Source organism: Mycobacterium sp. ACS4331, assembly GCF_001667265.1.
Classification (GTDB): domain Bacteria; phylum Actinomycetota; class Actinomycetes; order Mycobacteriales; family Mycobacteriaceae; genus Mycobacterium.
This window is the reverse complement of record NZ_LZHW01000031.1, coordinates 193,792-215,353: the sequence shown is the minus strand read 5'-3', so window position 1 is coordinate 215,353 and position 21,562 is coordinate 193,792. Positions and strand designations below refer to the sequence as shown.

At 68.9% G+C, this 21,562-nt stretch carries 21 protein-coding genes; 17 read left to right on the top strand and 4 right to left on the bottom strand.

Features of this window, described 5'->3' with window-relative positions; all coding sequences use genetic code 11:
- The first annotated feature begins 223 nt into the window (after window positions 1-223).
- The 11 genes from A5727_RS09055 to xerD all read left to right on the top strand — a co-directional run bounded on the left by A5727_RS09055 (window position 224) and on the right by xerD (window position 11,491).
- A complete protein-coding gene (locus tag A5727_RS09055; RefSeq protein WP_231991999.1) occupies window positions 224-1,063 on the top strand; it encodes a tetratricopeptide repeat protein in 840 nt (279 codons plus the stop codon).
- 1 nt (window position 1,064) lies between these two features.
- Complete coding sequence (locus A5727_RS09050) at window positions 1,065-2,063, top strand: HAD-IIA family hydrolase (RefSeq protein WP_068247835.1); 999 nt, start codon at window positions 1,065-1,067, stop codon at window positions 2,061-2,063.
- Between the two features lie 25 nt (window positions 2,064-2,088).
- Window positions 2,089-2,271 (top strand): hypothetical protein, encoded by a 183-nt coding sequence (locus tag A5727_RS09045; protein WP_068247832.1) that lies wholly within the window; start codon window positions 2,089-2,091, stop codon window positions 2,269-2,271.
- Window positions 2,272-2,278: 7 nt separating this feature from the next.
- A complete protein-coding gene (locus A5727_RS09040; protein WP_068247829.1) occupies window positions 2,279-3,088 on the top strand; it encodes a TlyA family RNA methyltransferase in 810 nt (269 codons plus the stop codon).
- Window positions 3,085-4,008: an NAD kinase gene (locus tag A5727_RS09035; protein WP_068247826.1), complete on the top strand. Its 924-nt coding sequence runs from the start codon at window positions 3,085-3,087 to the stop codon at window positions 4,006-4,008. The genes A5727_RS09040 and A5727_RS09035 overlap by 4 nt, the downstream gene beginning before the upstream one ends.
- Before the next feature lie 3 nt (window positions 4,009-4,011).
- Window positions 4,012-5,778: a DNA repair protein RecN gene (recN, locus tag A5727_RS09030; RefSeq protein WP_068247823.1), complete on the top strand. Its 1,767-nt coding sequence runs from the start codon at window positions 4,012-4,014 to the stop codon at window positions 5,776-5,778.
- A 91-nt stretch (window positions 5,779-5,869) separates the two neighbouring features.
- Window positions 5,870-7,054: a putative cytokinetic ring protein SteA gene (gene steA / locus A5727_RS09025; RefSeq protein ID WP_068247820.1), complete on the top strand. Its 1,185-nt coding sequence runs from the start codon at window positions 5,870-5,872 to the stop codon at window positions 7,052-7,054.
- Window positions 7,055-7,091: 37 nt separating this feature from the next.
- Window positions 7,092-8,033, top strand: a complete 942-nt coding sequence (locus A5727_RS09020; RefSeq protein ID WP_068247817.1) for a copper transporter — start codon at window positions 7,092-7,094, stop codon at window positions 8,031-8,033.
- A 122-nt stretch (window positions 8,034-8,155) separates the two neighbouring features.
- Window positions 8,156-9,925 (top strand): CTP synthase, encoded by a 1,770-nt coding sequence (gene pyrG, locus A5727_RS09015; RefSeq protein ID WP_068247814.1) that lies wholly within the window; start codon window positions 8,156-8,158, stop codon window positions 9,923-9,925.
- Window positions 9,918-10,547 (top strand): NUDIX domain-containing protein, encoded by a 630-nt coding sequence (locus A5727_RS09010; RefSeq protein ID WP_068247811.1) that lies wholly within the window; start codon window positions 9,918-9,920, stop codon window positions 10,545-10,547. Before pyrG ends, A5727_RS09010 begins: the two co-directional genes overlap by 8 nt.
- Window positions 10,544-11,491 carry a site-specific tyrosine recombinase XerD gene (xerD, locus tag A5727_RS09005; protein WP_068247932.1) on the top strand — a complete coding sequence of 316 codons (948 nt, stop codon included), beginning with the start codon at window positions 10,544-10,546 and terminating at the stop codon, window positions 11,489-11,491. Before A5727_RS09010 ends, xerD begins: the two co-directional genes overlap by 4 nt.
- On the opposite strand, the gene A5727_RS09000 is transcribed toward xerD, so the two are convergent.
- The 4 genes from A5727_RS09000 to A5727_RS08985 all read right to left on the bottom strand — a co-directional run bounded on the left by A5727_RS09000 (window position 11,488) and on the right by A5727_RS08985 (window position 15,921).
- A complete protein-coding gene (locus A5727_RS09000) occupies window positions 11,488-12,459 on the bottom strand; it encodes a pyridoxal phosphate-dependent aminotransferase (RefSeq protein ID WP_082949700.1) in 972 nt (323 codons plus the stop codon). The genes xerD and A5727_RS09000 overlap by 4 nt on opposite strands.
- Window positions 12,460-12,528: 69 nt before the next feature.
- The gene (locus tag A5727_RS08995; protein WP_068247805.1) at window positions 12,529-13,545 is read right to left on the bottom strand and encodes a 3-oxoacyl-ACP synthase III family protein; all 1,017 of its coding nucleotides are present in this window, start codon (window positions 13,543-13,545) and stop codon (window positions 12,529-12,531) included.
- Complete coding sequence (locus tag A5727_RS08990; protein WP_068247802.1) at window positions 13,530-14,219, bottom strand: hypothetical protein; 690 nt, start codon at window positions 14,217-14,219, stop codon at window positions 13,530-13,532. Before A5727_RS08990 ends, A5727_RS08995 begins: the two co-directional genes overlap by 16 nt.
- Complete coding sequence (locus tag A5727_RS08985) at window positions 14,200-15,921, bottom strand: thiamine pyrophosphate-binding protein (RefSeq protein WP_068247798.1); 1,722 nt, start codon at window positions 15,919-15,921, stop codon at window positions 14,200-14,202. The genes A5727_RS08990 and A5727_RS08985 overlap by 20 nt, the downstream gene beginning before the upstream one ends.
- Before the next feature lie 271 nt (window positions 15,922-16,192).
- On the opposite strand from A5727_RS08985, the gene A5727_RS08980 reads away from it, so the two are divergent.
- The 6 genes from A5727_RS08980 to der are packed head-to-tail and all read left to right on the top strand — an operon-like array spanning window position 16,193 to window position 21,518.
- Window positions 16,193-17,056 carry a ParA family protein gene (locus tag A5727_RS08980; protein WP_068247795.1) on the top strand — a complete coding sequence of 288 codons (864 nt, stop codon included), beginning with the start codon at window positions 16,193-16,195 and terminating at the stop codon, window positions 17,054-17,056.
- On the top strand, window positions 17,053-17,892 hold the full coding sequence (locus A5727_RS08975; RefSeq protein ID WP_068247793.1) for a segregation/condensation protein A: 840 nt from the start codon (window positions 17,053-17,055) through the stop codon (window positions 17,890-17,892). Before A5727_RS08980 ends, A5727_RS08975 begins: the two co-directional genes overlap by 4 nt.
- Window positions 17,889-18,695 carry an SMC-Scp complex subunit ScpB gene (scpB, locus tag A5727_RS08970; RefSeq protein ID WP_068247789.1) on the top strand — a complete coding sequence of 269 codons (807 nt, stop codon included), beginning with the start codon at window positions 17,889-17,891 and terminating at the stop codon, window positions 18,693-18,695. Before A5727_RS08975 ends, scpB begins: the two co-directional genes overlap by 4 nt.
- Window positions 18,695-19,444 (top strand): pseudouridine synthase, encoded by a 750-nt coding sequence (locus A5727_RS08965; protein WP_068247786.1) that lies wholly within the window; start codon window positions 18,695-18,697, stop codon window positions 19,442-19,444. Before scpB ends, A5727_RS08965 begins: the two co-directional genes overlap by 1 nt.
- On the top strand, window positions 19,438-20,112 hold the full coding sequence (cmk, locus tag A5727_RS08960; protein ID WP_068247783.1) for a (d)CMP kinase: 675 nt from the start codon (window positions 19,438-19,440) through the stop codon (window positions 20,110-20,112). The genes A5727_RS08965 and cmk overlap by 7 nt, the downstream gene beginning before the upstream one ends.
- A complete protein-coding gene (der, locus tag A5727_RS08955; RefSeq protein ID WP_068247780.1) occupies window positions 20,109-21,518 on the top strand; it encodes a ribosome biogenesis GTPase Der in 1,410 nt (469 codons plus the stop codon). The genes cmk and der overlap by 4 nt, the downstream gene beginning before the upstream one ends.
- Window positions 21,519-21,562: the final 44 nt, after the last annotated feature.

Sequence of the window (21,562 nt, the reverse complement as noted above, 5' to 3'; positions counted from 1 at the left end):
AGCCTGTCAGCGCCGATGATACTACCCAACTCGGGTGGAAAAGTAGGACACCGCCGAACACACACAGAAACACCCCCCACACACGTGGGGGGCGTTTCTATTTCCAGGGTGGTAATTCCATTCTTTGTTGATTCGTCCATTATTGGAATGGCGAATTGTCGCAAAATCGGTGCACCCCGTATCCTGAACACGAGGCTTTTCCGGGAAACGGGCAGGAACAGACGTGGTCGACAACAGGCAGGGCGGCGAACGGCGGCCGGCACGGGATTCCCGTGGCGGCGGTCCGCGCGGTGAACAACGGCATGGACAGCGCAGTCAGATGCCACAGCGGGGCGGTCCTGACCGCGCCCGACGCGCACAACCCCGGCCGGCCGGCGATGGCAGGGACGACGGCGATCGTCGCAGCGGCCCCGCGATTCCCCATGAGATCGAAGCCAAACAGTTGGCCCCGGATGTCCGCCGTGAGTTGAGCACGCTCGACAAGAGCACCGCGGACACCATCGCGCGGCATCTGGTGATGGCAGGCGAACTGCTGGACGACGACCCCGAGGCGGCGCTCGCTCATGCGCAGGCCGCCCGCACCCGCTCGGGTCGCATCGCGGCCATTCGCGAGGCCGTCGGCATCGCGGCCTACCGTTGTGGCGACTGGGCCCAGGCGCTGGCCGAACTCCGTGCCGCCCGCCGCATGGGGAGCAGATCGACGCTTCTGCCGCTGATCGCGGACTGCGAACGTGGTGTCGGACGCCCCGAGCGCGCCATTGAATTGGCCCGCACCCCGGAAGCGGAGGCGCTGACCGGAGACGATGCCGACGAGCTGCGCATCGTGGTCGCCGGCGCCCGCGCCGACCTGGGACAGCTGGAGCAGGCGCTTGCGCTGTTGTCCGCACCGGCGCCCGATCCGTCGAAGTCCGGCCAGACCGCGGCCCGACTGTTCTACGTCTACGCCGAGACGCTGCTCGCGCTCGGCCGCAGAGACGAGGCCCTGCAGTGGTTCCTGCATTCGGCCAGTGCTGATGTCGACGGAGTCACCGACGCCGAAGAACGAGTCAGCGAGCTCGCCTGACGTGACGACTCTGGCCCACCTTCACGACTGTCTGCTGCTCGACCTCGATGGGACGGTGTTCCGGGGGCATGAACCCACCGACGGAGCCGTCGGCGCTTTGGCCGACACTTCGTCGCGAACCCTGTTCGTCACCAACAACGCTTCGCGCCGTGCCGAGGAGGTCGCCGAGCATCTGAGGGACCTCGGCTTCACCGCCAGCGCCGAGGACGTCGTCACCAGTGCGCAGAGCGCGGCCCATCTGCTGGCGGCCCAATTGGCGCCCAAGAGCCGGGTTCTCGTGGTGGGCACCGATGCACTGGCCGAGGAGGTCAGCACGGTCGGCCTGACCCCGGTGCGGCTGTTCGCCGACGAACCGGTCGCCGTCGTGCAGGGCCATTCGGTGGAGACGGGGTGGGCCCAGTTGGCCGAGGCCGCGCTGGCCATTCGGGCCGGTGCGCTGTGGGTCGCCGCGAACGTCGACAAGACCCTGCCGTCCGAGCGCGGCCTGCTGCCCGGCAACGGGTCGATGGTCGCGGCGCTGCGGACCGCGACCGACGCCATCCCGCAGGTGGCCGGCAAGCCTGCGCCCGCCCTCCTCAATGACGCGCTGTCCCGCGGCTCCTTCCAGACTCCACTGGTGGTCGGGGATCGGCTCGACACCGACATCGCGGGCGCCAACGCAGCCGGCCTGCCCAGCCTCATGGTGCTGACCGGCGTCAACACCGCGCGTGACGCGGTGTTCGCGATCCCCGACCAGCGGCCCACCCACATCGCGGAGACGCTGACCGGTCTGCACGCACCCGCCGCCGACCTCGAGGTCGCGGCGAACGCCGCGTGGCGGGTCACCGTCGGCGACGGAGTCGCGACCGTCACCGCCGCCGGCACACCCGCCGACGACCTCGCGGTGGTGCGGGCCGTCGCCCGCGCTGTCTGGGACGCTCCCGACGGCCAGGTGGTCTCCGTGCGCGGTGGCGATGATGACGCGGCGGGCGCACTGGCCCGGTGGGCCCTGTCCGACTGAGCGATCGACTAGCGTAGGCGTCGAGATGACCACCGACCCGAACCAGATCCGCTCCCTGATCGGCGCGATCCTTGCTGAACTGCCCGACACCGATTCGGAGTCCGGGCCGACCACGGCTGGCGACGTAGACATCGACACGATCGCCCAACGACTCGAAGAGGCGCACGACGTGTTGGTCCTTGCGCTGGAGTCGGTCGAGAAGGGCTGAACAGACCATGGCACGGCGTACGCGGGTGGACGCCGAGTTGGTCCGCCGTGGACTGGCGCGCTCGCGCCAGCAGGCGGCCGAACTCATCAGTGCGGGCCGGGTCAGCATCGACGGTCTGCCCGCCGCAAAACCGGCGACCTCCATCTCCATCGACGCATCTCTCAAGGTCGCCGATGCTGGGGAACGGTCGTGGGTGTCGCGCGGCGCGCACAAGCTCATCGGCGCCCTGGACGCATTCGGGATCGACGTGACGGGCCGGCGCTGCCTGGATGCCGGCGCCTCCACGGGCGGCTTCACCGAGGTGCTGCTGGATCGCGGTGCGCGGGAGGTGGTCGCGGTCGACGTCGGCTACGGCCAGCTGGCGTGGTCCCTGCGTTCCGACGACCGGGTTGTCGTCATCGAGCGCACCAACGTGCGCGACCTGACGCCCGAGACCATCTCCGGTCCCGTCGACCTGGTGGTGGCCGATCTGTCGTTCATCTCGCTGTCCACGGTGCTGCCCGCGCTGACTGCGTGCGCCGGCCCCGACGCCGATATCGTTCCTATGGTGAAGCCGCAGTTCGAAGTCGGGAAGGGCCTGGTCGGCGCGGGAGGCGTGGTGCATGAACCGGGCCTGCGTGCCGATGCGGTGCTGCGGGTGGCGCAGCGTGCCGCCGAACTGAACTGGCACACCATGGGTGCGGTGGCCAGCCCGCTGCCCGGTCCGTCGGGCAATGTGGAGTACTTCCTCTGGTTGCGCGGCCACGCCGAGCAGGCGCTGTCCGACGAGGATCTCGAACCGGCGATCCGACGCGCCGTCGACGAAGGGCCGCGATGACAGGCGAACGCACCGTGCTGATGGTTGTGAACACCGGCCGCGACGAGGCGACCGAAGTCGCATGCCGCGTGGAGAAGGTGCTGAGCGACAACGGAATCGGGCTGCGCCTGTTGACCGCCGAGGCGGTTGACCGCGGCTCGCTGAAGTTGGCGCCGGACGATGTGCGGGCGCTCGGCGCCGCGATCAACGTCATCGACCCCGACGAACAGGGCGCGCACGGCTGCGAACTCGTGCTCGTGCTCGGCGGTGACGGGACCTTCCTGCGGGCGGCGGAACTGGCCCGCGACGCCGACATTCCGGTGCTGGGGGTCAACCTCGGGCGGATCGGGTTCCTGGCCGAGGCGGAGGCCGACGCGATCGACAGCGTGTTGGACCACGTCGTTCAGCGTGACTACCGGGTGGAGACCCGGATGACGCTCGACGTCGCGATCAGCGTCGACGGCACGGTGCTCAGCCGCGGCTGGGCCCTCAACGAGGCCAGCCTGGAGAAGGGCCCGCGGCTGGGCGTGCTGGGCGCGGTGGTCGAGATCGACGGCCGACCGGTGTCGTCCTTCGGCTGTGACGGCGTGCTGGTGTCGACGCCGACGGGGTCCACGGCCTACGCGTTCTCGGCCGGCGGGCCCGTGCTGTGGCCGGATCTGGAGGCCATCCTGGTGGTGCCGAACAACGCGCACGCACTGTTCGCGCGGCCCATGGTCACCAGTCCCGCGGCGGTGATCGCGGTGGAGACCGACGCCGACAGCCATGACTCCCTGGTGTTCTGCGACGGCCGGCGTGAAATGGTGCTGCCGGCGGGCGGCCGGATGGAGGTCACCCGGTCGGCCAAACCAGTCAAGTGGATTCGTCTCGACAGCGCCCCGTTCACCGACCGCCTGGTGCGCAAGTTCCGGCTGCCGGTCACCGGGTGGCGCGGAAAGTAGACCGTGCTCTCCGAAATTCGCATCGAGTCTCTGGGCGCGATCAGTGCCGCCAACGCCGAGTTCGACCGTGGCCTGACCGTGCTGACCGGCGAGACCGGCACCGGTAAGACCATGGTCGTCACCGGCCTGCATCTGCTCGGCGGCGCCCGCGCCGATGCCAACCGCGTCCGTTCGGGTGCGCAGCGCGCCGTGGTGGAGGGTCGGTTCATGACCACCGACATCGACGGCGACCTGGTCTCTGCGGTCGACGAGATCCTCGACGCCTCGGGCGCCGAACGCGACGAGGACGGCAGTGTCATCGCGCTGCGCTCGGTGAGCCGCGACGGTCCGTCGCGCGCCTATCTGGGTGGGCGCAGCGTTCCGGCGAAGTCGTTGAGCACCTTCACCACCCAGCTTCTGACGCTGCACGGGCAGAACGACCAGCTGCGGTTGATGCGGCCCGACGAGCAGCGGGCGGCGCTCGACCGGTTCGCCGACGTCGCCGACAAGCTGCGGCGGTATCGGGCACTGCGCGACGAGTGGCTGCAGGCGCGGCGTGATCTGGTCGAGCGCACCAACAGTGCTCGCGAACTCGCGCAGGAGGCCGACCGGCTGACATTCGCGCTCGAGGAGATCAACGCCGTCGATCCCACTCCCGGCGAGGACGAGGCGTTGGTCGCCGAGATCCGCCGACTCTCGGAGTTGGATGCCCTGCGGGAGGCCGCGGCCGCGGCCCGGATGTCGCTCAGCGGCGGCGACGACGCCGACGGTGCGACCGACACGTCGTCGGCCGCACAGTCCCTGGCGCAGGCCGCCGCCGCGCTCGAGGCCACCGACGACGCGACACTGCAGGGGCTTGGGCAGCAGCTCGCCGAGGCGCTGACCGTCGTCGCCGACGTGTCCAGGGAGGTCGGCGCCTACCTCAACGACCTGCCCAGCGATGCCAGCACGCTCGAGGGCAAGCTCGCGCGCCAGGCCGAGCTGCGGACCCTGACCCGCAAGTACGCCGCCGACGTCGACGGGGTGCTGGCCTGGGCCGCGCAGAGTCGCGAGCGGTTGGCTCAACTCGACGTGTCCGAAGAGGCGCTGGCGGGCCTGCGGCAGCGGGTCGACGACCTGGCGGTCCGAGTCGCCGAGGCTGCCGGGGTGCTGACCCGGGTCCGCACCAAGGCCGCGAAGTCGCTGGCCAAGGCCGTCACTGAGGAGTTGGGCGGTCTGGCGATGGCGCAGGCCGACTTCACGATCGGCGTCACACCGATCCCGGCGGCCGCCGACGACTCCGCACCGCTCACGCTGCCGACCGGTGAGGTCGTGCACGCCGGGTCGGCCGGTGTCGACGCGGTCGAGTTCGGGTTCACGGCGCATCGTGGTTCGACGGTGCTGCCGCTGGCCAAGAGCGCCTCGGGCGGTGAGCTGTCGCGCGTGATGCTCGCGCTCGAGGTCGTGCTCGCAGCCTCGGTCGAGGGCACCACGATGGTGTTCGACGAGGTGGACGCCGGCGTGGGTGGTCGCGCCGCGGTGCAGATCGGGCGCAGGCTCGCGCGGTTGGCGCGCACCCATCAGGTGATCGTCGTGACACACCTGCCCCAGGTCGCGGCCTACGCCGACACCCACCTGGTGGTCGACGCCGTCGGTGGGAACGGATCCAGCCGGGTGCGTCGACTCGACGACGACGAACGGGTCGCCGAACTGGCCCGCATGCTGGCCGGGCTGGGGGAGTCGGACACCGGTCGAGCGCACGCGCGGGAGCTGCTCGCGGCTGCACAGGAAGATCGCGTTTCCGCTTCATAACTGTTGCGGATGTGACGCAATGTGACTTCTGAGGCAGATGTTACGGCGCGCCTCCCGGGACGAACCCGGATCTGCCGACAGAATCGGCGCCATGAGGATGGCAGCGCTTCTGACACGTAATGGCACCTCTCGGCCCGGCGTGGTCGGTACGGCCCGGGTGGACCGTGACATCGACCGCCTGCTGCGCCGGATCGAGCCTGGCGACATCGTCATCCTCGACGTGTTGGACCTCGACCGCGTCACCGCGGACGCGTTGGTGGAAGCGCAGGTCGCCGGCGTGGTCAATGCCTCGCCGTCGATCTCCGGTCGGTACCCCAACCTGGGCCCCGAGGTGCTGGTGAACAACGGCATCGTGCTGATCGACGAGACCGGCCCCGAGGTGTTCAAGAAGGTCAAGGACGGCGCCAAGGTGCGCCTGCACAACGGTGGCATCTACTCCGGTGACCGGCGGCTCATCCTGGGCACGGAGCGCACCGACGAAGAGGTCATCGAGAAGATGCATGAGGCCAAGAGCGGCCTGGTCAGTCACCTCGAGGCGTTCGCGGGCAACACCATCGAATTCATCCGCAGCGAGAGCCCGCTGCTCATCGACGGCATCGGCATCCCCGACATCGACGTCGACCTGCGTCGCCGTCATGTGGTCGTGGTGGCCGAGGAGGCGAGCGCGGCCGAGGACCTCAAGGGCCTCAAACCCTTCATCAAGGAGTACCAGCCCGTCCTGGTCGGCGTCGGCACCGGCGCCGACGTGCTCCGCAAGGCGGGTTACCGTCCCGCACTGATCGTGGGTGACCCCGAGCAGATGAGCGCGGAGGTGCTCAAGTCCGGCGCCCAGGTTGTGCTGCCCGCCGACGCCGATGGACACGCTCCGGGCCTGGAGCGCATCCAGGACCTCGGCGTGGGCGCCATGACGTTCCCGGCGGCCGGGTCGGCCGCGGATCTGGCCCTGCTGCTGGCCGATCACCACGGCGCGGCGCTGATCGTGACGGCGGGCCACACCGCGACGATCGAGGAGTTCTTCGACCGCACGCGTCAGCAGAGCAACCCCTCGACGTTCCTGACCCGGCTCAAAGTGGGTGAGAAGCTCGTCGACGCCAAGGCCGTGGCGACGCTGTACCGCAGCCGGATCTCCGGCGGTGCGGTCGCCCTGCTGGTGCTCGCGATGCTGGTCGCGGTGATCGTCGCGCTGTGGGTTTCGCGCACCGACACCATCGTCATCGAATGGGCGACGCACTACTGGAACCGCCTCACCCTGCTGGTCCACGGCTGGATCACCTAGGCCACGCGGGCAGTCTGTTCGGTAGAAAGGAATCGCCGTGATATCCCTACGCTCGCACGCCATTTCGCTGGCCGCGGTCTTCCTGGCGCTGGCGGTCGGCGTGGTGCTGGGGTCGGGTCTGCTCTCCGACACGCTGCTCTCGAGTCTGCGGGAGGAGAAGCGCGACCTGCACGGGCAGATCAACGCCCTCACCGATGACAAGAACGCGCTCAACGAGCGCCTGCGAGCCGCGGACGACTTCGACACGCAGGTGGCGCCGCGGATCGTCCGCGATGCGCTCGCGGGCAGGTCCGTCGTGCTGTTCAGGACGCCGGACTCCAACGACGACGACGTCGACGCGCTGGATCGGCTGATCCGCGATGCGGGCGGCACCGTCGGCGGCACCGTCAACCTGACGCAGGAGTTCGTCGACGCGAATTCGGCCGAGAAGCTGCGCACCGTGGTGAACTCGCCGATCCTGCCCGCCGGCACGCAGCTGAGCACCACGCTGGTGGACCAGGGTTCACAGGCCGGTGACCTGCTGGGCATCTCGATGCTGATCAATCGCGACCCGAAGGCACCGCGCGTCGACGACCTGCAGCGCCAGACCGTGCTCACCGCACTGCGCGACACCGGGTTCATCACCTACTCCGGCGACAACGTGGGCGCGGGGGACACCGCGATCGTGGTCAGCGGCGGTCCACTCGGTGACGACGGCGGCAACCAGGGTGCGACCGTGGCGCGGTTCGCGGCGGGGCTGGCTCCGCACGGTTCGGGCACGGTGCTCGTCGGTCGCACCGGGTCGGCCACCGGCACGGGCGCCGTCGCGGTGCTGCGGTCGGATGCCGGCCTGACGTCGGCGGTCAGTTCGGTCGACGACATCGACGTGGAGTCGGGGCGCATCACCGCCGTCCTGGGCCTGCAGGACCTGATCAAGGGCGCAAAGCCCGGTCAGTACGGCGTGGGTCAGGGCGCCACCGCGCTCACCGTCGCCCAGTGACGCCCTCGGTGTGAAACGGACAACCCCCGGCGCGTCAGCAACGACCTGACGGGGTCGGTGTTAAGGTGGACTTCCGTGGGTCAGCAGGCCCAATTCCTGCTCCATCGCCACGGAGGTTGCACTTGCCATCGCTACGCAAGCATCCACAGACCGCCACTAAGCACATCTTCGTCAGCGGCGGTGTGGTGTCCTCGCTCGGCAAGGGTTTGACCGCCAGCAGTCTCGGACAGCTGCTCACCGCGCGTGGGCTGCAGGTGACGATGCAGAAGCTCGATCCCTATCTCAACGTGGACCCGGGCACCATGAACCCGTTCCAGCACGGTGAGGTGTTCGTCACCGAGGACGGCGCCGAAACCGACCTCGACGTCGGGCACTACGAGCGCTTCCTGGACCGCAACCTCTCCGGTTCGGCGAATGTGACCACGGGACAGGTGTATTCGACCGTCATCGCCAAGGAGCGTCGCGGCGAATACCTCGGTGACACCGTGCAGGTCATCCCGCACATCACCGACGAGATCAAGCGCCGCATCCTGGCGATGGCCGAGCCCGACAGCGACGGCAACCGTCCCGACGTGGTCATCACCGAGATCGGCGGCACGGTCGGCGACATCGAGTCACTGCCGTTCCTCGAGGCCGCCCGGCAGGTGCGCCACGAAGTCGGACGCGACAACTGCTTCTTCCTGCACGTGTCGCTGGTGCCGTTCCTCAAGCCCTCGGGTGAGTTGAAGACCAAGCCCACGCAGCACTCGGTCGCGGCCCTGCGCAGCATCGGCATCACGCCCGACGCGCTGATCCTGCGGTGCGACCGCGACGTGCCCGAACCGCTCAAGAACAAGATCGCGCTGATGTGCGACGTCGACATCGACGGTGTGATCTCGACACCGGACGCGCCGTCCATCTACGACATCCCCAAGGTGCTGCACCGCGAGGAACTCGACGCCTATGTGGTGCGGAGGCTCAATCTGCCGTTCCGCGATGTGGACTGGACACAGTGGAACGACCTGCTCCAGCGCGTGCACGAGCCCAACGAAACCGTGCGAATCGCCTTGGTGGGCAAGTACATCGACCTCTCGGACGCTTACCTGTCGGTCGCCGAGGCGCTGCGTGCGGGCGGGTTCGCACACCGCACCCGCGTCGAGATGCGCTGGGTGGCCTCCGATGACTGCGAGACCGAGGCGGGTGCTGCGGCAGCGCTCAGCGAAGTCGACGGCGTGCTGATCCCCGGCGGCTTCGGCATCCGCGGCATCGAGGGCAAGCTCGGGGCCATCCGCTATGCCCGCACGCGCGGCATCCCGTTGTTGGGACTGTGCCTGGGCCTGCAGTGCATCGTGATCGAGGCGGCGCGCTCGGTCGGGCTCACGGAGGCCAGTTCGGCCGAGTTCGACCCCGACACGCCGGACCCAGTCATCGCGACGATGGCCGATCAGGAGCGCATCGTCGCCGGTGAGGAGGACCTCGGCGGCACCATGCGCCTGGGTGCCTATCCCGCTGTGCTGCAGAAGAAATCGATTGTCGCGCAGGCCTACGAGGCCACCGAGGTCTCGGAGCGGCACCGGCACCGCTACGAGGTCAACAACGCCTATCGCGACAAGATCGCCGAAAGCGGGCTGCGATTCTCCGGGACCTCGCCGGACGGCCACCTCGTCGAGTTCGTCGAGTACCCGCCCGAGGTGCACCCGTTCCTGGTCGGCACCCAGGCCCACCCGGAGCTCAAGAGCCGACCCACCCGCCCGCACCCGCTGTTCGCGGCGTTCGTCAAGGCGTCGATGGAATACAAAGCGGCCGAACGTCTTCCGCTGGATCCCTCGGAGCTGAAGCACCGTCACGACGGCGGTGACAGCGATCACGCCGCTGAGGACGAGCTGATCTCCGAGTCCGCAGCGCGTGGCTGAGCACGGGTTCGACACCGTCTCCAGCGAGACGGTGTACACCGGCAAGATCTTCGCGCTGCGCGCCGACGACGTGCGCATGCCCGGCGGCAACATCGCGCGCCGAGAGGTGATCGAGCACTACGGTGCCGTGGCCGTCGCCGCGATCGACGACGACGGCAACATCGTGCTGGTCTACCAGTACCGGCATGCGCTGGGCCGGCGCCTGTGGGAACTGCCCGCGGGCCTGCTGGACCTCGACGGCGAGCCGCCGCAGGACACCGCCGCACGGGAACTGGCGGAGGAGACCGGCTTGGCCGCGCAGGACTGGTCGGTGCTGGTCGACCTCGACTCCACGCCTGGGTTCACCGATGAGAGTGTGCGGGTGTTCCTGGCCACCGGCCTCAGTGACGTGCAGCGCCCGGAGGCCGACGACGAGGAGGCCGACATGCGGGTCGAGCGCGTCCCGTTGGCCGATGCCGTGCAGATGGTGTTCGCCGGCGACGTCGTCAACTCCACTGCGGTGGCGGGGATTCTGGCCGCCCACGCGGTGCGCACCGGCGTGGCTGCGCCGCGGCCCGTCGACGCCGATTGGACCGACCGGCCCCACCGGTTCGCGGCCCGGAAGAGGTCGGCGACGACGTGACCACGGTGCGGCCCGCGCTCGACGGACAGCTGCAGGGGTACCTCGACCACCTGGCGATCGAACGTGGCGTGGCCGCGAACACCCTGAGTTCCTACCGGCGCGATCTGCGCCGCTACCAGGACCACCTGACGTTGCGCGGAGTCGACGATCTGGCCAAGGTCACCGAGGCCGACGTCAGCGATTTCCTCGTCGCGCTGCGGCGCGGGGACCCGGACACCGGGGCCGCCGCCCTGTCCGCGGTGTCGGCCGCACGGGCGCTGATCGCGGTCCGTGGCCTGCACCGTTTCGCCGCCGCCGAGGGACTCACCGACGTCGACGTCGCGCGAGCCGTGAAACCGCCGACCCCGTCGCGACGCCTGCCGAAGGCGCTGTCTGTCGACGAGGTGCTCGCCCTGCTGGAGGGCGCCGGCGGTGACAGCCCGTCGGACGGACCACTGACGCTGCGCAACCGGGCGCTGCTGGAACTGCTGTATTCGACGGGGGCGCGCATCTCCGAGGCGGTCGGCCTCGACGTCGACGACGTCGACACGCAGTCCCGTGCGGTGCTGCTGCACGGCAAGGGCGGAAAGCAGCGCCTGGTCCCGATCGGGCGGCCCGCGGTCGCGGCTCTGGACGCCTATCTGGTGCGGGGACGTCCCGGACTGGCCGGCCGGGGTCGAGGCACTCCGGCGATCTTCCTCAACGCCCGTGGTGGGCGGCTGTCCCGGCAGAGCGCCTGGCAGGTGCTGCAGGACGCCGCCGAACGAGCCGGGATCAGCGCGGGAGTGTCACCGCACACGCTGCGGCACTCGTTCGCGACGCACCTCCTCGAGGGCGGCGCCGACGTCCGCGTCGTGCAGGAACTGCTGGGCCACGCGTCGGTGACGACGACACAGATCTACACCATGGTGACGGTGCACGCGTTGCGCGAGGTGTGGGCCGGAGCCCACCCGCGTGCCCGTTAGGCGACTCCGGCTGCGAGAGCCGAGAGCACCGCGCGGCTCGACTGCCGGGTGCCGACGGTGATCCGCACACCCCCGTCGGCGTAGCCGCGCACCCGCACGCCGGCCTGGGCGTACATCCGTTCAGCACTTGTGACGCCGTTCGGCACGTACAGGTAGTTCGCGTGGGACTCGGTGCAGCTGACACCGAGGGCACGCAGGCACGCCTGCAGATAACCGCGCTCATCGACGACGGCCCGGATGCGCTGTTCGAGCTGCCGTTGCGACCGGTACGACGCGACGACGGCGGCAAGGCTGGTCACACTGCTGCCGAACGGCAGCTGCGTCGTCCACAGCGCACGGGCGACGTGCGGCGCGCAGCACCCATAGCCGGTGCGGATGCCCGCGAGCCCGTAGGCCTTGGAGAAGGTGCGCACCGCAAGGACATTGGGGAAGTCGTCGATGAGCTTCTCGACGTCGATCCGATCGTTGGGCTCGACGAATTCGACGTAGGCCTCGTCGAGCAGGACGACGGTGTCGCGCGGGATGCGCATCAGGAACCGACGCAGTTTCGCCTCGGACTCCAGCGTGCCGGTCGGGTTGTGCGGTCGGCACAGCACCACGACCCGGGCGCCGACGGCGGCCCGCGCCATGGCATCGAGATCGTGGTGGCCGTCGTCGGCCAACGGCACCGGGACGCAGATCAGCGACGCGATCTGCGCGAAGATCGGGTAGCCGTCGAACGTGGGGTAGGCCAACACGATTCGATCGCCCGGTGACGTCAGCGCCCGCAGCGCCTGCATGATCACGCCGGTGGCCCCCGCGCCGATCACGATGCGCTCATGGGCCACGCCCATGTGGTCGGCGATCACGGCGCGCAACTCGACCGGCAGGAACTCGGGGTAGCGGTTGGCCGCACGCGCGGCTCGCGCCATCGCGGCCTGCACCGAGGGCAGCGGCGGGAAGGGATTCTCGTTGAGCGACAAAGCCATCGGATCGCTGCCATCGGGCAGCGCCACCCGATCGAGTGGGCTGAGGCTGTGCAGGGGCTTCACGGCGGGCTACCCTCGTCCGCCCCAGCGGATCGCGGCCGCCCCCGCGAAGTCTCCGGCGTGCGCGAATCCGGCCATCAGGGCGACGTCGCCCGGCTTGACCTGTCCGTCCTCGATCGCGGCCGCGAAGTTGACCGGGATGCCGACGGCGAACAGGTTGCCGCATTCGTGGAACGTGTCGCGGTGGCGTTCGCGCGGAAGTTCCAGCGCCTCATTCCAGTTGCGCAGAAACACCCGGTTGGGCTGATTGGTCACCAGCAGGTCGATGTCCTTGGACTTGACGCCGATGCGGTCGCAGACCGCCAGCGCGACCTCAGGCACCACCCGGTTGCCGCGGGCGAGCACCTTGGCGATCTTGGCCTCGTTGAAGCTGACGTAACCCTCGCCGGGTCCGGCCTGCCACCACAGCCGAACGGGGTCGGATGTCAGCGTCATGTCGCCGGCGAACTCGCCGTAGTAGCGGCACTCGATGTCGAGGATCGGCGACGTGTCGGACACCGTCAGCAGTCCGACGGCGGCACCGTCTCCCGGCACCGACGACTGCGCCTTCTTACGCACCTGCTCCTGGACGAACACCTTGCCCGCGCAGGTCTGCGACACCGCGATCAGCGCCGTGCGCCCGGCCCCGGAGGACAGCATCTGCCGGGCCATCTTCATCATCAGGATGAACGCAGCGCATCCGCCGTTGTGCACGTCGATGATCCATTCCGGCGTCATGCCCAGGCGGTCCGCGACCTCGCCGCCGCAGCCGACGATCGGCAGATCCGGCAGCTGGGAATGGGTCAACAGCACGTCGACGTCGGCGAGCACCGCCTCGCCGTGCCGCTGCACCAGACCTTCGACGGCGCGTTCGATCATGTCGACGTTGCTCACCTCGAGACCGGCATGGTGGCGGTACTCCGGTGCCCGGAACATCAGGCTGTCCCTGAGATCGTCGGTGCCCGCGAACTGCGCGAAATACTCTGCCGGCACGCGATTCTCGGGAAGGTGGGTGGAAACGTCGAGCAGACTCACCGGGTAGCCCATGAAAGGTCTCCTGTCATCCAAGCCGGCGTGATGGGCAGACCGTTGCGGTGCCGGTACTCCGCGATGGCCTTGAGGTTCTGCAACTCCAGGTGGTGCCCGGCGCCGAACATGTCCCAGAAGTCGCCGACCCACACCGGGCGCTGCGGGGGAGCGGTCTCCGGGTACGGGTTCTTGTCGTAGAAGGGGTGGCGGCAGTTGGTCCACAGCACCACCGAACCGGGCCGGTCGAGGACGGTCTGCGCGTCGACGACCCGCATCAGGTAGATCATCCAGAGGTGGCGCCCCTGGTCCCAGGCGCAGTGGTAGTCCACGGTGCGGGCTTCTCGGTTGGCGACCGTGCGGGTGTAGATCTCGGTCTCCGAGCCCAGGCGGTCGTAGGCCAGCCACAGCCCCGGCTCCTCGGTCCTCTCGAATCCGCGAAGGCTGTAGGTCCACTCCTCGAGGCACCGGGTGTCGGAGAGGTAATCGAACAGCTCGTCCGGCGGGCAGTCGACGTAATCGTTGACCGTGCAGTACTGGCCGAACACCTGGTCGTGCGGGTACACCGACCGCATCATCTCCATGATGATCGGAGTGGCCTTCTCCCTGGGGCTGGTTTCGATGCGGTGCACACCGTCGATCGGGTCGGCATTGCCGGCGTGCGCGACGATGTCCTCAAGCGCGGGCAGCGACATGATTGGGGACCTCTCTCTGTTCTGAACTGGTCGGGGGGCGCTGGTGTGCCGCACCGAGGAACGGCGCGAACGGGGGGATCTCGTCGGCGGAGCAGTCGATGCTGATCACCGACGGCCCGCGCGTGTGACACGCGCGGTGCAGTGCCTCATGCAGTGCGGGCAGGTCGGACACCTCGGTGGCCGGCAGCGTCGGGAACATCGCGGCCAGACCGGCCGCCAGACGACTGGGCCGGAACCGGTTGTAGGTGTAGTCGCCGCCGTAGAACAACTGCTCCCGCGTGACGCACATGGCGTGCGCGTTGTTGTTGAACAGCACGAACGTGATCGGCAGCCGATGCTCGACCGCGGTGTGGATCTCCATGCCGTGCATGAAGAAGGATCCGTCGCCGGCGATCACCACCGTGGGTCGTCGGCGCCAGCAGGCGACCCCGATGGAGGCTCCGAAGCTGTACCCCATGCCACCCATGCCCAGGGCGACGAGGAACCGGCCGCCCGGGCGCACCGGCAGGTCGTGGATTGCGGCGGCGCCGGTGTTGCCCGCGTCGGCCACGATGTCCACCCCGTCGGCCAGGTGCTGGTCGAGGGCCGTGACGGCGTCGGCGTAGCGGATGCCGGGCCCGTCGTACGGCGGTGGCGAGAGTCGTGTCGGCGGTGCTGCCGGTGCCTGACGGGAGCGGCTGTGGCCGAGGATGTCCGCCAGTTCGGTCAGCGTGGTGTGCAGGTCGTCGGAGTGGAAATGCACCGCCTCGACGAAGGGGCGCGCCGAACCGATCGACAGCGTTCGGGTTCGGCTCAGCGCCTGCTGCAGCCCGGCGCTGGCGGTCGCGGGCAGTCTGGTGCCGATCAGCAGGCACAACGCGGCGGCGTCGACGGCGTCGGCGACGCCGGGATGGCCCATGACGCCGGTGACACCGACCCAGTCGGCGCCGCGGTGTTCCACGCAGTCCTTGGCGTCGGGTGCGGCGGCGATCCGGGCGCCGAGCGCGGCCCGGAGGCGTTCGACAGCGTCTCGTGCGTCATCACGGGCGACCTGGTCGCCGACGATGATGGTCACGGGGCCGGTGTCGATCGCGTGCGCGATCAGTCGTGGGTCGACGTGGCCGCCGGGCGGCTGGATCGGGCGGGGGCGGCGTCGGTCCCGGTGGGTCCGGGCCTGCTGAATGTCCTTGGGGAGCAGCAGCACTGCGGGCCCACCGGTGCGGGCGGCGGCGATCGCGTCGCTCAAGGCGGTATGGATCTGCGCGGACGACTCGATCCTGCGGCAATACACCGACACCTGGGCGAACAGCGCCTCGGCGTTCAGCGATCCGCCGCGGCCGCTGGTGTCCTGGAAGCTGCCCCGACCATCCATGGCGATGGGTGCCTGTCCGACCAGGGCCAGGACGGGAACGCGGCTGGTGAATGATTCGCCCAGTGCGGGAACGAGGTTCAGGCTGCCTCCACCGGAGGTGGCCAGCACGACACCGAACGGGGCGCCGGCGCGTGCGTATCCATCGGCCATGTTCGCCGCGGCCGCCTCATGTTTGGCCAGCACCCCGGTGATCTCCGGTCGGGCCTCCAGAGCGTCGTAGACGTCTTCGATATTGGCTCCGCCGACACCGAACACATGGGTGATTCCGCTGTGCGCCAACGCTTCCACGATCTCGTCGGCCACGCGGGGGAATGCGTTGGCGGCGGTGTCCGGCACAGTGTGCGAAGTCATTCGGCGAACGCCTGCATGGTGGGTCTCACAGGCAGTTCACGATGTGGTTCGGCGTCTGGTTCATGGATCTGCGCTGAGATGTCGCTGAGAGATCGCCGTGCCGGTGGCGGACGGATCCGCGCCCGAGTTGCCCGCGCCAGCTGACCGGTCCCTGGGCAGCGCGGATATCCGGATTCGACGGTTGCCCGCGGGTCTGCCTTCCCGTGCCGACGTGCGCGTTAGACTTCCCTGCAATGTCCGCCACACGACCGACTGAGGGGGGCGACCGGCCGTGACCGACGAGGCTGCCGATAACACGGAAGTCGGTCTGACGGGGCGCCCGCCGCGTCCGATCCCCGAACCCCGACCGCTGTCCAGTCATGGGCCCGCCAAGGTCATCGCCATGTGCAACCAGAAGGGCGGCGTCGGCAAGACCACGTCGACCATCAACCTCGGTGCTGCGCTGGCCGAGTACGGGCGGCGGGTGCTGCTGGTGGACCTGGATCCCCAGGGCGCGCTGTCGGCGGGCCTGGGCGTGCCGCACTACGAGCTCGAGCACACCGTGCACAACCTGCTGGTCGAGCCCCGGGTGTCGATCGACGAGGTGCTGGTCAAGACGCGGGTCAGCGGCATGGACCTGGTGCCCAGCAACATCGATCTGTCGGCCGCGGAGATCCAACTGGTCAACGAGGTCGGCCGTGAACAGTCGCTGGCGCGCGCCCTGCACCCCGTGCTGGATCGCTACGACTACGTGCTGATCGACTGCCAGCCGTCGCTGGGCCTGCTCACCGTCAACGGTCTGGCCTGCTCGGACGGCGTCATCATCCCCACCGAGTGCGAGTACTTCTCGCTGCGCGGCCTCGCCCTGCTGACCGACACCGTCGACAAAGTGCACGACAGGCTCAATCCGCGACTGGCGATCAGCGGAATCCTGATCACCCGGTATGACAGCCGCACTGTCAACGCCCGGGAGGTGATGGCACGCGTCGTCGAGCGGTTCGGTGACCTGGTGTTCGACACCGTCATCACCCGGACCGTGCGATTCCCCGAGACCAGCGTCGTGGGTGAACCCATCACCAGTTGGGCGCCCAAGTCCTCGGGAGCGCTGGCCTACCGAGCGTTGGCCCGCGAGGTCATCGATCGATTCGGAACGTGACGGACACGCAGCCGCCGAACGGAGCCGATGAGGCAGGGCAGCCGCAGACCGGATTCCAGGTTCGGCTGAGCAACTTCGAGGGACCCTTTGATCTGCTGCTGCAGCTGATCTTCGCGCATCGCCTCGACGTCACCGAGGTGGCCCTGCACCAGGTGACCGACGACTTCATCGCCTACACCAAGGAGATCGGTTCCCAACTCGAACTCGAGGAGACCACGACCTTCCTGGTGGTGGCGGCCACGCTGCTGGACCTCAAGGCCGCTCGTCTGCTGCCCGCGGGCCGGGTGGACGACGAGGAGGACCTGGCGCTGCTGGAGGTCCGCGACCTGCTGTTCGCGCGACTGCTGCAGTACCGCGCGTTCAAGCACGTCGCGCAGATGTTCGCCGAACTGGAGGCCGCGGCACTGCGCAGCTATCCGCGCGCGGTGGCGCTCGAGGACCGGTTCGCCGATCTGCTGCCCGAGGTGATGCTGGGCGTCGACGCGAAGGCGTTCGCCGAGATCGCGGCGGCCGCGTTCACGCCGCGACCGGTGCCGACGGTCGGCACCGACCACCTGCACCATCCGAAGGTGTCGGTGCCCGAGCAGGCCGAACTCGTGCTGCGGATGCTGGAGAGCCGCGGGGCGGGCGAGTGGTCCTCATTCACCGAACTGGTCGCCGACTGCGAAATCCCGATCCAGATTGTCGGGCGCTTCCTGGCGCTGCTCGAGTTGTACCGAGCCCGGGCGGTAGCATTTGAGCAAACAGAACCGCTTGGTGTGCTCCAGGTTACGTGGACCGGAGACCGTCTCACGGACCAACAATTGCGCGATGAGCTGGTGGAAGAACAAGAATGACCGACGAGGTGGCAGGTCCTGATGCCGTCGAAACCGTGACGACGGCTGAGCCGACAGACCCCGGTGACGTCGAATCCCACGCCGAGGCGCCGAGCGCTTCCGAGGCCGGTTTCGACGCTGCTGTGCTCGAGGGCGCTCAACTCGACGGCGCCGAACTCGATGAGGCCGAACTCGATGACGACGAACTCGGCCGCGTCCTGGAGGCGCTGCTGCTGGTCGTCGACACGCCGATCAGCGTCGACGCGCTGGCCGGCGCCGCCGGCCAGCCCGCGTACCGCATCATGGCCAAGCTCGCGCTGATGGCCGAGGAGTTCACCGCCCGCGACAGCGGCATCGACCTGCGGGAGGCCGCGGGTGGGTGGCGGCTGTACACGAGGTCGCGGTTCGCCCCGTACGTCGAGCGGCTGCTGCTCGACGGGTCGCGGTCGAAGCTGACCCGGGCCGCGCTGGAGACGCTGGCTGTGGTGGCCTACCGGCAGCCCGTGACCCGAGCGCGCGTGAGCGCGGTGCGCGGGGTCAACGTCGATGCGGTGATGCGCACGCTGTTGGCGCGCGGCCTGATCACCGAGGCGGGCACCGACGCCGACAGTGGCGCCGTGACGTTCGCCACCACCGAGTTGTTCCTGGAGCGGTTGGGGTTGACGTCGCTGACGGACCTGCCCGACATCGCTCCGCTGCTGCCCGATGTCGACGTGATCGACGACATCTCCGAGACGCTGGACTCCGAACCGCGTTTCATGAAGCTCGATGGCGGGCCCGCGCCTGAGGCGGCGCCGGCCCTCGATGTGGATGAGGACCAGTGATGCCGGATTCGTCGGTTGAGGGCGTGCGACTGCAGAAAGTGTTGTCGCAGGCTGGGATTGCGTCACGGCGCGTCGCCGAGAGGATGATCCTCGACGGCCGCGTCGAGGTCGACGGCCGGATCGTCACCGAGTTGGGCACGCGGGTTGACCCGGACAACTCAGTGATCCGGGTGGATGGTGCGCGGGTGATGCACGACGACACGCTGGTGCATCTGGCGCTGAACAAGCCGGTCGGCATGCAGTCGACGATGTCCGACGACCGTGGTCGGCCGTGCATCGGCGATCTCGTTGAGCATCGAGTTCGCGGCAACAAGAAGCTGTTTCACGTCGGTCGCCTGGACGCCGAGACCGAGGGACTGATCCTGCTGACCAACGACGGCGAGTTGGCGCACCGGTTGATGCACCCGTCGTTCGAGGTCCCCAAGACCTACCTGGCCACCGTGACCGGCAAGGTGCCCAAGGGGTTGGGCAAGAAGCTCAAGGCCGGTGTCGAACTCGAGGACGGGCCCGTGCAGGTCGACGACTTCGCGATGGTCGACTCCATCCCGGGCAGGTCGCTGGTCAAGGTGACCCTGCACGAGGGCCGTAAGCACATCGTGCGCAGGCTGCTGGACTCGGTGGGCTTCCCGGTGGAGGCGTTGGTGCGCACCGACATCGGTGCGGTGTCATTGGGGGATCAGCGTCCGGGCAGTCTGCGGGCGTTGACGAGCAAGGAGATCGGGGAGCTTTACAAGGCGGTTGGATTGTGACCACTGTGGCGATTGACGGACCGGCGGGCACGGGGAAGTCGAGCGTGTCGCGCGGTCTGGCCACCGCGCTCGGCGCCCGATACCTCGACACCGGAGCGATGTACCGCATCGTGACGTTGGCGGTGCTGCGCGCCGGGGTGTCGCTGGACGATCCCGCCGCGATCGCGGCCGTCGACGCCGACCTGTCGGTGAGTTACGACCCTGCCGACTCGCGCGCTTTCCTTGCCGGAGAAGATGTCTCGGCTGAGATCCGCGGTGACGCCGTCACCCGCGCGGTCTCTGCGGTCTCTGCGGTGCCCGCGGTTCGGGCGCGCCTGGTGGACCTGCAGCGAGTGCTGGCCGGGGGTTCGGACAGCATCGTAGTGGAGGGCCGCGACATCGGCACCGTGGTGCTTCCCGACGCCGACGTGAAGATCTTCCTCACCGCGTCCCCCGAGGTGCGCGCGAAGCGGCGCAACGACCAGAACGTCGCCGCCGGGCTCGGCGATGACTACGACGCGGTGCTGGCCGACGTCCTTCGCCGCGACCACCTGGACTCGACCCGCGCGGTCTCGCCGTTGCGGGCCGCCGAGGACGCCATCGTCGTCGACACCGGCGACATGACCCAGCTTGACGTCATCTCGCATCTGGCAGATCTGGTTCAACAACGCAGTGGGGCGGTTCGATGACCGACGAGGACGGCACCTGGTCAGACGAAGCCGACTGGGAGATCGACGCTTCGGACTACGCCGAAGAACTCGAGGAGTTCACCGCACCGCCGCCGGTGATCGCGGTCGTGGGTCGGCCCAACGTGGGCAAGTCCACACTGGTGAACCGCATCCTGGGTCGCCGCGAGGCCGTCGTGCAGGATCTGCCCGGCGTGACCCGCGACCGCGTGTCCTACGACGCGCTGTGGTCCGGGCGACGAATCGTGGTGCAGGACACCGGCGGATGGGAACCTGATGCGCAGGGCCTGCAGCAGTTGGTGGCCGAGCAGGCCTCGGTGGCCATGCGCACGGCCGACGCCATCATCTTCGTCGTGGACTCCGTCGTCGGGGCCACCTCCGGTGATGAGGCCGCCGCGCGCATCCTGCGCCGCTCCGGCAAGCCGGTGTTCCTGGCGGCCAACAAGGTTGACGGTGAGAAACAGGAACCCGAGGCCGCCGCACTGTGGTCGCTGGGGCTGGGGGAGCCGCACCCGATCAGCGCCATGCACGGCCGCGGTGTCGCCGATCTGTTGGACGCCGTGGTCGCCGATCTGCCCGAGGTGTCCGAGGTTTCGGGCAAGTCCGGTGGCCCGCGACGCGTGGCGCTGGTCGGCAAGCCCAACGTCGGGAAGTCGTCGCTGCTGAATCGCCTGGCCGGTGACGAGCGTTCCGTGGTGCACGACATGGCCGGCACCACCGTCGATCCCGTCGACTCGCTGATCGAACTGGGCGGCAAGACATGGCGTTTCGTCGACACCGCGGGCCTGCGTCGCAAGGTCGGTCAGTCCAGTGGCCACGAGTTCTATGCGTCGGTACGCACCCACGGGGCGATCGACTCCGCCGAGGTCGTGATCGTCCTGATCGACGCCTCACAACCGCTGACCGAACAGGATCAGCGCGTGCTGTCGATGGTGATCGAGGCCGGTCGCGCGCTTGTGCTGGCGTTCAACAAATGGGACCTCGTCGACGAGGATCGGCGCTATCTGCTGGAGCGCGAGATCGATCGCGAACTGGCTCAGGTGAAGTGGGCGCCGCGCGTGAACATCTCGGCGATGACAGGCCGGGCCGTGCAGAAGCTCGTGCCGGCCCTGGAGACCTCGCTGGCCTCCTGGGATGCCCGGATCACCACCGGCCAGCTGAACACCTTCCTCAAGGAGGTCGTGGCGGCCACGCCGCCGCCGGTGCGTGGCGGCAAGCAGCCCCGGATCCTGTTCGCCACCCAGGCCACCGCGCGTCCGCCCACATTCGTGCTCTTCACCACGGGCTTCCTGGAGGCCGGGTACCGCCGTTTCCTCGAGCGTCGACTCCGCGAGACCTTCGGCTTCGAGGGCAGCCCGATTCGCGTCAACGTGCGGGTGCGCGAGAAGCGCGGCAAGCCCCGCAAGTGAGCGATTTCGGCGCGCTTTCCGGCGCCCAGCGCACGTAACCGCGC

Excerpts from the sequence above, each read along its gene's own strand:
- A5727_RS09045 (WP_068247832.1), top strand. The coding sequence starts at position 2,089 with ATGACCACCGACCCGAACCAGATCCGCTCCCTGATCGGCGCGATCCTT.
- A5727_RS09040 (WP_068247829.1), top strand. The coding sequence starts at position 2,279 with ATGGCACGGCGTACGCGGGTGGACGCCGAGTTGGTCCGCCGTGGACTG.
- A5727_RS09035 (WP_068247826.1), top strand. The coding sequence starts at position 3,085 with ATGACAGGCGAACGCACCGTGCTGATGGTTGTGAACACCGGCCGCGAC.
- steA (WP_068247820.1), top strand. The coding sequence starts at position 5,870 with ATGAGGATGGCAGCGCTTCTGACACGTAATGGCACCTCTCGGCCCGGC.
- A5727_RS09000 (WP_082949700.1), bottom strand. The coding sequence starts at position 12,459 with ATGGCTTTGTCGCTCAACGAGAATCCCTTCCCGCCGCTGCCCTCGGTG.
- A5727_RS08995 (WP_068247805.1), bottom strand. The coding sequence starts at position 13,545 with ATGGGCTACCCGGTGAGTCTGCTCGACGTTTCCACCCACCTTCCCGAG.
- A5727_RS08990 (WP_068247802.1), bottom strand. The coding sequence starts at position 14,219 with ATGTCGCTGCCCGCGCTTGAGGACATCGTCGCGCACGCCGGCAATGCC.
- A5727_RS08985 (WP_068247798.1), bottom strand. The coding sequence starts at position 15,921 with ATGACTTCGCACACTGTGCCGGACACCGCCGCCAACGCATTCCCCCGC.
- scpB (WP_068247789.1), top strand. The coding sequence starts at position 17,889 with ATGACCGACGAGGTGGCAGGTCCTGATGCCGTCGAAACCGTGACGACG.
- A5727_RS08965 (WP_068247786.1), top strand. The coding sequence starts at position 18,695 with ATGCCGGATTCGTCGGTTGAGGGCGTGCGACTGCAGAAAGTGTTGTCG.
- der (WP_068247780.1), top strand. The coding sequence starts at position 20,109 with ATGACCGACGAGGACGGCACCTGGTCAGACGAAGCCGACTGGGAGATC.